The organism is Mesorhizobium sp. P2_C4 (genome assembly GCF_056404575.1).
The window spans coordinates 127,773-140,275 of the sequence record NZ_JBFUDT010000008.1 but is presented as its reverse complement, the minus strand read 5'-3'; the positions used below and the strand labels follow the sequence as shown (position 1 = coordinate 140,275).

Here is a 12,503-nt window from a genome sequence, read left to right as displayed (position 1 = left end):
GTTCAGATCAGCTGCTGAACTTGATGTCAGCGATCCGGATCTCGATACCGGACAGGGGGTTGGGCTGGTATTCGAGGCCTTGGCCAAGCATCATCAGACGAACCTGCTCGGCGATGCCGATCATGGAGCTCTCTTCGAGATACATGATACGCGCTGCCTGCTGGTAAAGACTAGCCCGCTTATCCCCCACCGCGGCATCGGCGGCGAAGACGAGACGATCGATTTCTTCGTTGCAGGTGGCCGAGTTGCGGCCTTTGCAGGTCGCGTAATTGCCCGAGAAGCTGAACGAGGCGTCACCGGACGTATTGTCATGCGAGAGCATCACAATGCTGCCTTCCTGGCCTTCCGGGAAAGGCTGCCGCAGGTAGACGCGCCAGGCGGTGTTCTCGAGGCTGAGGATGCGTGGATGCAGACCCACGGCCTCGAGATTGGCTGCAATCGCCTGAACCACTTCGTCAGAGCCGGGGAAGAGATCGGGACGGGTGACGATAACGAATTCGGTTTCGACGGGATGACCGTCAGCCTTGGCGGCGGCGATCAGCGCCTTGGCCTTTTCCGGATCGTAGCGCAACGCCTCGGTATCGTCAAAGCCGGGAATGTAGCCGTTAACCTGCGGCCCGAGCATCTGAAACCATGGATTGCCGCCAATCCCCATCAGCGTCGGCACAATGGTGGCGCGGTCGATCGCGTGCGAAACTGCTTGCCGCACCCGATCGTCGATGAAGGGTTCCTTGAAGGAATTGGGGCGTGCGATGACGATGCGGTTGTCCTTGTAGGTAACCGTGCGGCCGTCGTCCGTGGCGTCCTGCGCACTGATGGCGGTCGCAAGCTGAGCCTCGCCGGTTTCGATCATGCCACCCCGGACAGAGGCCTCGGCACGGTAGACATAGGCGACGTCCTTTACCTCGGGAGCCTCGCCCCAATAGCCGTCGAAGCGGGTCAGGCGTACGGTCTCGCCCTGGATACGATCGACGAACTTGTATGGACCGGTGCCCACCGGCTTAAGGGTCTTCTCGACGGTCTGCTGGGTTGCGAGGTTGCCGATGTCGGCATAGGTGAGCCGAAGCGGCAGAATCGGATCGGCTTTCGGGGTCTTGACACGCAGAGTCAGCTCATCGACCGCCTCGGCTTTCACGGCTTCCGGGAACTGAACGACATTCAGGCAGGCGATTTCCTTATCGCCAATCTTAAACCCGGGCTGGCTGCGATTGATGTTGGCGGCGGCCACTTCCGCCGTGAACGGGCTGCCGTCGTGAAACTTCACGTCGGGCCGCAGCTTGAATTCCCAGGTGACGTCGTCCACCTCCTTCCAGGACAGCGCCAGCAAGGGTTCGACTTTGCCATTGACGGGGCTCACATGGGTAAGGGACTGGTAGATATTGCCACGCGCGATATTGGCGTTCTGGGCGGGCTGCGTATCGCACGCATCGAGCGAATCCAGCTCGACGGCCAGGGCAACGGTGATGCCGCGATCCGTCGGCGCCGTGAGCGCGGCGGTTGCCATGCCGGCCATTGCTGCAGCGACGATCCCGACCGCGACAAGACGAGAGTAGACTTTCATTCGATCCTCCTATCGACCTCCTGCTTTGGTAGAGACGAACCAGGCCCAGGAGCTAAGCGAGGACGCCGCCTTCAGCTACGTTCGAGGGGTAAAAATATCCCGCTGGGACAGAGCATTCAGCAATGGCTGGCCGGCGCGGTAGCGCTCGGCATTGGCGACGATCATGACGATGGACCGCTGAGTTCGGTCGGGCTGCACCGGAGTTTGGTGCGGCGTGATGATGACATTGGGCGCATCCCAGATCGGGTCGTCTTTCGGCAAAGGTTCCTGGGTGAACACGTCGAGCCCGGCTCCGGCTATTTCCCCCGCCTTGAGGGCCGAAACCAAAGCCGCTTCATCGATGACGGGACCGCGCGCCATGTTGATGATGAAGGCGGACTTGCGCATCCGCTTGAGCTGGGCCGCACCGAACATGTGGTAGGTGTCGTCGGACAGCTGCGTGGCGAGCATGATGACATCGGCAGCGTCGATCAGCGTGTCGAGCTGGTCCTCGCGCTCGGCGCACAGCAGTTCATCGACGTTAGCGGGCTTTTGCTGCACGCTGCGCGTATAGGCGACGACCCTCATCTGGAAGGCCTTGCCGAGCGCCGCCATCTCGCGCCCGGTGTTCCCCAGGCCAACGATGCCGAGGGTCTTGCCGGCGAGGCCGACCTTCTTGCCGTAGTCGGGATTGCCCCGCCAAACGTGCCTTGCCTGATCGGCAAGCAGGCCGGGGGCGTCGAAAGTCAGCGCGAGCGCGAAATAAAACCCGTGCTGGGCAAGGGCCGAAGCGGAGCGGCCCGCCGCGCCGGTGACGATCAAACCCTTCGCAAAGACATCCGGGCGCGCCGACTTCGTCAGGCCCGAGTGATCGCAGTGGACCCATTTGAGATTGGGGGCCGCTACATAACGGTCGTCGAGATCGCCCGCAATAACAGCGACATCGACATCGTCGAGAGCGGCGGCGATAGCGGCGGCATCGCTCGACTGGCAATGGATGAATTCCGCCGGCTCAAAAGCGGCACGGATCTGCTCGATCTGCTCGGGTCCGAACGGCAAAGTGCACAGTACGCTCCGGATGGAACGGGCGCCTGCCTGCGTTGGCGCAACGTTCATTGCTCTCCCCGATTGAACAGCCTGTTGCGCTGAAGACGTGTCTGCACGTAAAGCCGCCCGTGGCCGCCCGCCGCATCGGCCTCTGTCGGGATCGGCTCGGCGACATTCCCGTGGCTCGGGTAGCGGGCGATGAACTCTTCGTTGATGTCGCAGCCCAGGCCCGGCGCATCCGGCACGGCCAGGAAGCCATCGACCTGAATGGGGTGCGGCACGACTGTCTCGCGGCGCCCCTCCCAATCGTTTTCCATCCGTTCAAGCATCAGCGCATTTGGGATCGACGCCATCAGGTGCAACGAGCCATATTCGGCGACCGGACCCAGAGTGCCGGAATGGGGCGCCACCATGATATGGTGGGCTTCCGCCATGGCGGCGATCTTCCTCATCTGCGTGATGCCGCCGGCCCGTCCGCCGTCGGGCTGGATAACGTCCACCAGGTTGCGCTCGATGAGCTCGCGCTCCCCGAATATTCCTGCGACACGCTCGCCCGAGGCGATGGGCACCGCGGCCGTATCGCGGATAAGCCGGAAACCATCGAAATTGTCAGGCGACACCGGATCTTCGATCCAAAGCAAATTGTACGGCTCGAGCGCCCGCGCCACCCGCGCCGCATCGATCGGCGTCCACCACGGCGCCCCGTGCATGTCGATCGCGATGTCGACATCCATGCCGACGGCATCGCGGATCGTCTCCACCTTGCGGACCGGATCGTCCAGCCCGCTGCACTTGACCGTCTTGAACCCCTTGTCCCGCGCCAAAAGGGCAAATTCCGCGTTATTGGCATGGGTATAGATCTGAACCCGATCGCGGACTTTGCCGCCGAGCAGGTTCCACACCGGAACGCCAAGCGTCTTGCCCTTGATGTCCCAGAGCGCGAAATCGATGGCTGTAAGCGCCCCGCCCCCCACCGTGCCAAGCAAGCCGTGACCCATCATGGCAACGATGAGCTTTTGCTGAATGCGCTCGATGTGGGTCGGGTCCTCCCCTATGAGAAGCGGGGCAAGGTCCTCGATCGCCCGCTCGATGACCCGCGGCCAACCCGACCCCTCGCCAACGCCATAGATGCCGGCATCCGTCTCGATCTTGATGAAAAGCCAATTACGGCTGCCCGGGAGCTTCTGATCCCGACCCGCCTCCTCACCTGCAGGGGTCTTGGAGGGCTTACCTGATCGGGAAAGCCCCGCCTGCATGAGAAAAGTACGAACGCCAGTGATCTTCATATTCTCTTCCCTTGTTGCGGATGGGGAGCCGCAAGCCCTTCAATACTCTCCGTCATGCTGCCCATGCTAATGACCTGGACCTAGCCTCCCGCCGGAAATGCACCATAGCGACCGCGCCCAGAAATAACAAGTCTTTACGAATTTGGACATAAAAAGGCATGTTGATCTGACCATCGGCACGTAATTCATAAGCCGGCAACCCTCACCGATGGGCACATGGGGCACAAACAGCGTCGACGTAACCGTGTCCTCCAAATCCGCTTCTCCGGCCAACGTGTGGAATTGCGCGATTTCTTCGACCCGGGCAGACCGGGCGGCGACATCCGGACAATTCTCCTCAAACGACTGCGTGCATTTGCTGAAGCTCTCGGAAAGCTTCAGCGACGGTAAACCCTTGCGCGGCGGCGATTGTGTCCCCTTCGTTAGGGCGCAAGGCGCGAAAGCGACGCGTTGTCATAACTTATGACATCTTATGGAGCTATATGCACATTTTCGGACCACAATCCCACCCATTTTCGGCATCTACCTTGCCCTGAGCGTATTGACAATCGTCCAAGTTGTCTATTTTTGTTATATGTTGTTATCACTAATTATTCACTGGAGGGTCCAAGAATGAACTTTAAGGGAGCATTGCTCGTATCCGCTGCAGCCGTACTCACCGCATCGGGAGTGCACGCAGCCGATACGGTTGCGATCGCCGAACCGGAAACGGCCGAATACGTGAGGATCTGCGATCTCTACGGCGCTGGTTACGTCTACATTCCCGGCACCGAAACCTGTCTGCGCCTGGGTGGTTTCGTGCGCTATGACGCGAGCTTCGGCGATGGGGGGCGCGCGAACGATGGCAGGTCTGCAACGGACCGTATGACAGGTGAAGACCAAAACACCTGGAAGAAAAACGCCCGCTTCTCGCTTAAGATGTGGACCGGCCAAGAAACTGAACTCGGCACACTCAAGACATACGCGGACGTGCGTTTCAACTTCGGCAATACCGACCTGACCGTTGACGGAACAACCACCAGCAATACTCTGAATTTCGCTTGGATCCAGCTTGGCGGCCTGCGTGTCGGCAAGGACGAAACGGCCTACGACACCTTTATCGGCTACGCGGGCAGCGTCATCCAGGACTCGATCATCCCTTACGGCATCAAAAATACCAACCTGATCAGCTACTATTTCGACGCCGGCAACGGCCTCTCGGCAGTGGCTTCACTCGAGGAGGGTTCCGGTGCAGCCGATACGATTGACAGCTACGTCCCGCATGTCGTCGGCGGTGTGAAGTACAAGGGCGACTGGGGTGCGATCACCGCGGTCGGCGCCTACAACAGCAACTGGGAAGAGTGGGCCGGCAAGGTCCGGCTTGACCTTAATGCAACCGAGGACCTAACGTTCTTCGCGATGGCGGGATATGGTAGCGACAACAATGTCGCCAAGAACTTCTACAAGCCGTGGACCGGGAACTTTGCGGTTTGGGGTGGCGGCACCTACAAGGTCACCAAGAAGGTCTCGCTCAACGCCCAGGTTTCCTACACCGACGAGAAGGACTTTGCAGTCGCGGCGAACGTCGCCTACAGCATCGTCCCGGGATACACGATCACCGCTGAAGTCGATTATTTCGATAATTTCGATATCAGCAGCTCCGACGCGTTCGGCGGTATTGTCCGCTTCCAGCGGTCGTTCTGATCTATCGCTCTGAAGACTTTCGGGAGACGACCCGTAGCCTGGTGCTGCGGGTCGTCATCGGATCCTACCGGTTCAGGCGGCGATGAAGCAAACGCAGAGCCGTCCGAAAACCGGTACAGGGAAAGAGTGGTCTTCCACCGCCTATGAGTTCCGGCATCACATAGATCTCGATTTCGTCCAGCGCGCGTCGCTCGATGAAAGCCATCTGCAATTTCCCTCCGCCGAGAACCCAGACATCTTCGTCGCTGAGATCTCGCAGCTCCGTGACAAGATCGTCGATGTCGCTGCGCCTCTCTAGCTTCCCTTCGGTGACTGTCATCGCCGGCCGCCGTCGTCGACCAGGATGGCTATGACAACGTTATGATGCGGATCACCACCGAGGCAGCAAGGTCCTCTAACGTGAGCGCATGCCGGTGCCTATTTCCATGTGGCAGCCTTGGGTCGCCTGGGTCGGGACAGGGCAGCGAGGCGAGGGTGCATATCTTTGCCATTTCGGTCGTTAATGTCGAGGGTGTGAAGGTTGCGCAGCTGAGCTGCTACGAGCAGCTCATCGTCTGGCGCCCGATCCAAAAGGCGGCAAGCCGATGCCACCGCCCTGTGCGAACATGAAATGACCGCGCTCCAGGGGGAACGCGAGCGAGCGAGAATGCTCGGGCATCGCAAAGCCGGTCAGACTGTAGGCCAGCGCCGCGCTGAACAGGATGAGCGAAACGCCCGTCGTCATATGCCGCACCCAGAACCGCGAACCTTTCGGAACACGCCCCGGTCGCCGAGCATGTCGGACAAGGGAAACCGATACCGCGACCAGGACCAATCCTGCGAGGACAAGGCGCGTGTGTCTGCAGGGGTACTTTTTTGCCGTCTCTCGCGGCCTGACGCAGGGGCCTCGCGAATTTCTACGGCTCGCAGTTTGCGGTTGGCATCGCTCTTTGGTTCGCTGCGTCGCTGGCCTTCGTCGCAGTCCACGCCGGGCTCCGGACGTCGAGCGAGGGGTCGGGACGGGCGCAGCGCTACGCGCTCGAGCGGTCGTAATGAGTATCCCCCCTTCGGCATTTTCGGGTGGGGGTATCCTATCACGGCGGCCGGAATTCTGTTTCCGGAATGGGGCTGGTTCGGGGTGATTGCGGCCGCGATCCTGATGCTCGCCATGACGACGAAGCGATTGTCGATCGCGGCCGCGCTCCTGGGAGGCTTTTGGGGCCTGGTCCGCCGCAAATTGGACGCCCTCCCAATCTGCCTGAAGGGTGGGTGGGTGTCGATACATTGTTCCGGGGTTCGGCCGGTCACTATGCCGGTTATGCACAACAACTCAAGACGATCGCTCTCTCCAAGACGGCGGCGATGGACGGCGTGAGCATCGTTGTCCTACCAGAATGCGCCGCTGGCCTCTGGACGCCGACCGTCGAACGCTGACTGGGAGCGGCGTATGAACCTGGAAATCTGGAGTGAAGGAAGACGTAGCCCCCGGGACGATACCGCCGGCGAAGGCAGGGAGCGCCCTGCCCTTGGTATCGACTGTGCGAAGATCGGAATCGAGGAGGAGGCCGTCGATATGCACGCAACCGTCGATACCGATCTCCTGCCCGGACTGGTTCCGACAGCGCACAGACCTCGCGGGAGATAGCCGCGCGCAAACGCAAGATCGATGATGTGATTCTCGTAACGGTTGACCGCCTCGATGCCGAGTTCGACCCCGCGCGATTTGGCGTGCTTGGCGGCCGCGGTCATGATCCGTGCGACTGTGTCCAGTTCACCCGATGTGGGCGGCACACCGGTACGCTCCTCGACCAACCTCGCCGTCGCCGATGGGCGATAGCCGAGCGAAAGGGTCGTGCCCACACACGAGACGTCAGCGCCAGTCCACTTGCGATGGAGCTGAGCACTAGAGGACGAGACACGCCTCGTCGAAATCCAGCCTGGCGGCGCGAGGGCGTAGCCGCAGGGGATCTCCATGGCCGAGGTTGCACAGGAAGTTGGAATGCCAGCGACCTTTCGTCAGGAACTCGCGATCAACCATTTCGTTGTCGAATCCCGACATGGGGCCGCAGTCAACGCCGTGCATTCGGGCCGCGATCATGAAATAGGCAGCCTGCAGCGTCGCGTTGCGGAACGCGGCTCTCTTGAGCGCTTCCGCCGGCAGTGCCGTCCATTCCCTCGCGTCAAGATGCGGCGCCAGCTTTGGCATGAACTCGTAGAACCGAGTGTCGTAAGCGAAGATCGCGACGACAGGCGCCGACATCGACTTCTGCCGATTGCCTTCATCCAACGCCGGCATCAAGCGCTGCTTGGCGGCCTGACTGGCAAGAAAGACGATGCGCTGAGGTGCGCAATTGAGGCTGGTCGGGCCAAGGCGCGCGGTTTCGTAGATGGCCTGCAGGGTGGAGACGCTGACCGGTCGGTCATGCCACGCCTTGTGGGTCCGCGCCTTTGTGAAGGCGATATCAAGGGCTTTCCGATCGACGGCGGGCAAGGCCGTTGGCTCGTCGGGTCCGATGTCATCAGGCTCAATCAATGGCGGCATTGGCAAGCACCGCACGCCTGATTTCAACGCGACCTCGACGCCTGAATAGCGTTGTCCCGAAGGCGGCGTGCTCGAAGCCGGGAAGCTGCTCGTTGTTCGTCAGCACTTTAACCGACCTGCTTCGCCGAATGGTGCTGAACAAGCGTCAGCAGCAACAGCAGGCCCGCCGAGATGGCGATCAGAATGCTGGCGACCGCCAGCACGGTGGGGTCGAGATTCTCCCGGGTTCCGCTCAGAAGCTCCCGCGGCAAGGTCTTCTGGCCGGGACCGGTGATCATCAGGGCGATCACCACTTCGTCGAAGGACGCGGCGAATGCAAAGATAGTGCCGGACACGATGCCCGGCAGGATGAGCGGGATAGTGATCTGGCGGAAGGTGGTCAAGGGCGGCGCGCCGAGACTCTCGGCCGCCCTGAGCAGGCCCTTGTCCAGCTGGCTCACCGAAGCATTGACGGTGACCAGGACCAGCGGCACCGCGATCACCGCATGGGCCAGCACCAGCCCGACGAGGTTATTTGCCAGACCAAGCGGCGCGAAGAAGAAATAGACACCGATCGCGGTGATGATGACCGGCACGATCATCGGCGAGATCAACAGCGCCATCAGCAAGGACTTGCCGGCGAACTGGATACGATCAAGGCCGAGCGCGGCGAGCGTGCCGAGCGGCGTCGCGATGGCAACCGTCGAGACCGCCACGACCAGCGAGTTGCCGACGGCATGGAGCCAGCGCGGCGTCGAGACGACTGCGGCATACCATTTGAGCGACAGGCCCTGCAGCGGATAGGCGAGGATCGACCCGCCATTGAACGACAGTGGTACGATAGCGAAGATCGGCAACAGCAGGAAGCCCAGCACCAGCGCTCCTGCGAGCCGGGCGCCCCAAAGCCAGATGCGCGTACTGTCCAGCATCTCAGACCCCCACCCTTTCAACGCCGACAAGCCGCACGTAGAGCGCGTACAGGATGACGGTGGCGATGAGCAGAATGCTGGCGAGTGCGGCCGCAAGGCCCCAGTTCAACGCCTGCAACGTGTTGTAGGCGATGTAGAATGGCAGCATCTGGTCGCCCTGTCCGCCAAGCAGCAAGGGCGTGACGTAATAGCCCAACGCCAGAATGAAGACCAGGAGTCCACCGGCCGAAATCCCTGGGAGGATCTGCGGCAGATAGATCCGAAAGAAAGAATTCAGCGGGCCGGCTCCCAGCGACCGCGCCGCCTGCATCTGCGAGCGCGGCAGCGCCTTCATCGAGGCATACAACGGCAGTACGGCGTACGGCAGCAGGATGTGGGTGAGCGCAACCAGCACGCCGATGCGGTTGTAGACGAGTTCGAGCGGCGCATCGATGATGTTGAGGCCCATCAGCACCTGATTGAAAATGCCGTTCTTCTGCAGGATGACCAGCCAGGACGTCGAGCGCACCAGCACGGAGGTCCACAATGGCAAAAGCAATGCCAGCATCAGCAGGTTGGCCATGGTCGGGCCGACGCTCGCCAGCAGATAAGCGGCGGGCAATGCCAGAAGTATGCAGATCGCCGTTGCCGACAGCGCGATCCCGAACGTCCGTGCCAGCACATTGACATAGAGCGTGCTATCCTGGCCGCTCTGCAAGCCTAGGGCAGACCGCAGGTAGATATCGGTGAGCGGCCCCTTTGCCCGTGCAAGCGCACGCCAGATATCGGGCTTGCCCCAGGCGCCATCGGCCGCGATCAGCGTGGATTTCCAGTCGATGATGGCGGCAATATCGCGCGGCAAGGCGCGCGCGGTCGATTGGATCGTCGTGCGCCAGGCACTGGCCTCATAGCCAAGCCGGCGCGCGGCCGTTCCGGCAACCTTTGCCTTGCGCGCTTCGACCAGATCCCGCCCCACTGCCTCGAATGCTTTCACTCCCGGCAGCCCTGCCCCGTCCCAATCAGCCAGCGCGGCGACCGTGCCGGGCATTATCAAGGCGAGTTCCCGGTCATCGACGGACAAAAACAGCATGCCGCCGAGCGGGATGAAGAAAGCGGCGAGAAGGAACAACGCCAGCGGGGCCACCAAGGCGATACCCACGGTGTTTGCGCCAAGCGCCCGGCGCGGCCTGTAGATCCCGGAGGTCATGGTCGTTATCTCTCGCAATGGGGCGGCGGACGCAAGTCCGCCGCCGTGCTTGTCGTCACTTTGCCGCCCAGGCGGCGAAGCGCTCATTCAGGGCATCGATGTTCTGCACCCAGAAATTGGCGTCGACGGTAATCCCGGCGGCAATATGCTCCGGTGCTGTGGGCAGCGTCGCCGCGACATCGGCCGGCAAAGCCGCCTGGGCCGCGACCGAGCCGACGCCGTAGCCGAGCTTCGCCGGCCACTCCACCTGGCGGTCGGCACGGCCGAGATATTCCAACAGCTTGACGGCATTGTCCTTGTTGGGGGATCCTTTGAGGATCACCCAGGAATCGATGTTGAGGATATTGCCGGCCCACATGATCTTGAAGTCACGCTTGTTCTCGGCGTTGGCACCCCGGATGCGGCCGTTGTAGGAGGTGGTCATCGCCACCTCACCGGATCCAAGCAACTGCATCGGCTGGTTGCCCGAAGACCACCAGACAATGCTGGGCTTGAGTTCGTCGAGCTTCTTGAAAGCCCTGTCGACTCCCTCTGGCGTACCGAGGGTCTTGTACACGTCGGCCGGCGCGACGCCATCGGCCATCAGCGCGGCTTCGAGCGTGAATTTCGGCCCGTTGCGGAGGGCACGTTTGCCTGGATATTTCTTCGTATCCCAGACATCAGCCCATGTTTTGGGACCGTCTTTGAACACTGCTCCGTCATAGGCCAGCACGATGCTGAAGATGTTGGCGGGCACGCCGCATTCCTTGACGCTTCCCGGAATGTAGCGCTCGACGCCGCCCACGGTGGCAGGATCGATCGGCTCGAATAGGCCTTCTTCACATCCCAGCGCTTGTTCCTCGGCTTCCACCTCGACCACGTCCCAATTATTGGCCTCGCCGGCACCAACCTTGGTGCGCAAAACGCCGATGCCGCCGTCCCAGCTGTCTTCGGCAAGCGGGATACTCGTCTCCTTGCGAAACGGGTCGAAATACACCTCGCGCTGTGCATCCTGAAAGATGCCGCCCGCCGACACGACCGTTAGATCGCGGGCGGCCGCGACGCCCGGCAAGGCGACAACGGATGCCAGAAATGCCACATGAAGGATTGTCGTTCTTGTTCTCATGACTAGTCCCCTTTCTTGGTTGGTGGTTCGGAATGCATCGCGAGTGTCATCCGCGGCCTGTGTCGGGCAGTGCCCGGCACAGCGCCTCTGGTATAGCCACCCGGATTTCGTCGCCGACGCCGAAGCGGTCGGCCCCGGCCGCTGCCGGAAGTTTCAGCGTCAGCCGTCCGAGGCCGTCGCATTCGACGGCCAGGCGGCGCGCGTCACCGAGGTAGGAGATCTCGGTGACAGTCCCCACGAATGCCCCTTCGCCGCCCGCGACCATCAGGTGCTCCGGCCGGATGCCGACCTTGACGCGGTCGCCGACGGCGGGATTTCCCGCGACGGTCATATGCAGGACAGTTCCTCGATCCAGCCGGATGGCGGCCTGACCGGCCGCAAGTGTCTCGATCCGACCGTCAAGCAGATTGTTCTCGCCGATGAAGGAAGCGACGAAGGGCGTGCATGGCCGTTCGTACAGCAACTCTGGGGCATCGATCTGCTCCAGCCGGCCGTTGTTGAAGACGGCGACACGGTCCGACAGGTTGAGGGCCTCGGATTGATCGTGGGTGACGAACACCATGGTTATGCCGAGCTGCCGGTGCAGGTGCTTCAGTTCCGCCTGCATGTGCTCGCGAAGGTTCTTGTCCAGGGCACCAAGCGGCTCATCGAGCAGGATGAGGCGTGGCTTGAAAATGATGGCGCGGGCGAGCGCGACACGCTGCTGCTGGCCGCCCGACAATTGCGACGGCTTTCGCTCGCCCATGCTGTCGAGATGGACGAGGCTCAACGCCTTCTCGACCCGTTCGCCGATTTCCGCCTTCGACACGCGGCGCACGGAGAGAGGAAACGCCAGGTTCTCGGCCACGGTAAGATGCGGAAACAGCGCGTAATTCTGGAACACCACGCCGATGTCGCGCTTGTGTGCGGGCAAGCCTTCGATGCGTGTGCCGTCCATTTCGATCGTGCCGGCTGTCGGCCTGTCGAAACCCGCCAGCAGCATTAGCGATGTAGTTTTCCCCGAGCCCGACGGTCCGAGCAGCGTCAGAAATTCGCCCCGCTGGATTTCCAGGTCGATGTCGCAGAGGGCCCGGAACGCGCCGTAGTGCTTCGAAACACTACTGAAGCGCACTATTGGCGGCGTCACTGACGTCGCCGTCGGTTCTGTTCCGGTTGTATCGTGCTGCTTCATCTCCGGCGATTCTTTCCAGGTTTAATGACATGGAAGCGGCATCGCCGCTGTTTCGT

At 61.6% G+C, this 12,503-nt stretch carries 11 protein-coding genes and 2 pseudogenes; 2 read left to right on the top strand and 11 right to left on the bottom strand.

What is annotated here, in order from left to right; translation table 11 throughout:
* Positions 1-7 precede the first annotated feature (7 nt).
* Entirely contained in the window at positions 8-1,561 is a 1,554-nt protein-coding gene (locus AC1DX6_RS25705; protein ID WP_477318531.1) for an ABC transporter substrate-binding protein, read from the bottom strand.
* A gap of 75 nt (positions 1,562-1,636) precedes the next feature.
* Positions 1,637-2,362, bottom strand: a complete 726-nt coding sequence (locus AC1DX6_RS25700) for an NAD(P)-dependent oxidoreductase (RefSeq protein WP_477318529.1) — start codon at positions 2,360-2,362, stop codon at positions 1,637-1,639.
* A 45-nt stretch (positions 2,363-2,407) separates the two neighbouring features.
* Between AC1DX6_RS25700 and AC1DX6_RS25695 the strand changes: the two genes are divergently transcribed.
* Positions 2,408-2,689 (top strand): hypothetical protein, encoded by a 282-nt coding sequence (locus tag AC1DX6_RS25695; RefSeq protein ID WP_477318527.1) that lies wholly within the window; start codon positions 2,408-2,410, stop codon positions 2,687-2,689.
* Here the strand turns inward: AC1DX6_RS25695 and AC1DX6_RS25690 are convergent.
* Complete coding sequence (locus AC1DX6_RS25690) at positions 2,653-3,873, bottom strand: mandelate racemase/muconate lactonizing enzyme family protein (RefSeq protein ID WP_477318525.1); 1,221 nt, start codon at positions 3,871-3,873, stop codon at positions 2,653-2,655. The genes AC1DX6_RS25695 and AC1DX6_RS25690 overlap by 37 nt on opposite strands.
* 612 nt (positions 3,874-4,485) lie before the next feature.
* On the opposite strand from AC1DX6_RS25690, the gene AC1DX6_RS25685 reads away from it, so the two are divergent.
* Positions 4,486-5,556 carry a porin gene (locus AC1DX6_RS25685; RefSeq protein ID WP_477318523.1) on the top strand — a complete coding sequence of 357 codons (1,071 nt, stop codon included), beginning with the start codon at positions 4,486-4,488 and terminating at the stop codon, positions 5,554-5,556.
* A 64-nt stretch (positions 5,557-5,620) separates the two neighbouring features.
* Here AC1DX6_RS25685 and AC1DX6_RS25680 read toward each other — a convergent pair.
* The 8 genes and pseudogenes from AC1DX6_RS25680 to AC1DX6_RS25645 form a co-directional block, all read right to left on the bottom strand.
* Positions 5,621-5,863 (bottom strand): annotated as a pseudogene (locus AC1DX6_RS25680) (dihydrofolate reductase family protein); the annotation flags it as partial.
* A 240-nt stretch (positions 5,864-6,103) separates the two neighbouring features.
* Positions 6,104-6,280, bottom strand: a complete 177-nt coding sequence (locus tag AC1DX6_RS25675) for a hypothetical protein (protein WP_477318521.1) — start codon at positions 6,278-6,280, stop codon at positions 6,104-6,106.
* A gap of 917 nt (positions 6,281-7,197) precedes the next feature.
* Positions 7,198-7,344, bottom strand: a pseudogene (locus AC1DX6_RS25670) (sugar phosphate isomerase/epimerase); the annotation flags it as partial.
* Positions 7,345-7,438: 94 nt separating this feature from the next.
* A complete protein-coding gene (locus AC1DX6_RS25665) occupies positions 7,439-8,077 on the bottom strand; it encodes a malonic semialdehyde reductase (RefSeq protein ID WP_477318519.1) in 639 nt (212 codons plus the stop codon).
* A gap of 107 nt (positions 8,078-8,184) precedes the next feature.
* Positions 8,185-8,985 carry an ABC transporter permease gene (locus AC1DX6_RS25660; RefSeq protein ID WP_477318517.1) on the bottom strand — a complete coding sequence of 267 codons (801 nt, stop codon included), beginning with the start codon at positions 8,983-8,985 and terminating at the stop codon, positions 8,185-8,187.
* A 1-nt stretch (position 8,986) separates the two neighbouring features.
* Positions 8,987-10,171 carry an ABC transporter permease gene (locus AC1DX6_RS25655; RefSeq protein WP_477318515.1) on the bottom strand — a complete coding sequence of 395 codons (1,185 nt, stop codon included), beginning with the start codon at positions 10,169-10,171 and terminating at the stop codon, positions 8,987-8,989.
* A 55-nt stretch (positions 10,172-10,226) separates the two neighbouring features.
* Positions 10,227-11,276 (bottom strand): ABC transporter substrate-binding protein, encoded by a 1,050-nt coding sequence (locus tag AC1DX6_RS25650; protein WP_477318513.1) that lies wholly within the window; start codon positions 11,274-11,276, stop codon positions 10,227-10,229.
* A 46-nt stretch (positions 11,277-11,322) separates the two neighbouring features.
* On the bottom strand, positions 11,323-12,402 hold the full coding sequence (locus AC1DX6_RS25645) for an ABC transporter ATP-binding protein (protein ID WP_477318511.1): 1,080 nt from the start codon (positions 12,400-12,402) through the stop codon (positions 11,323-11,325).
* Between the last annotated feature and the right edge of the window lie 101 nt (positions 12,403-12,503).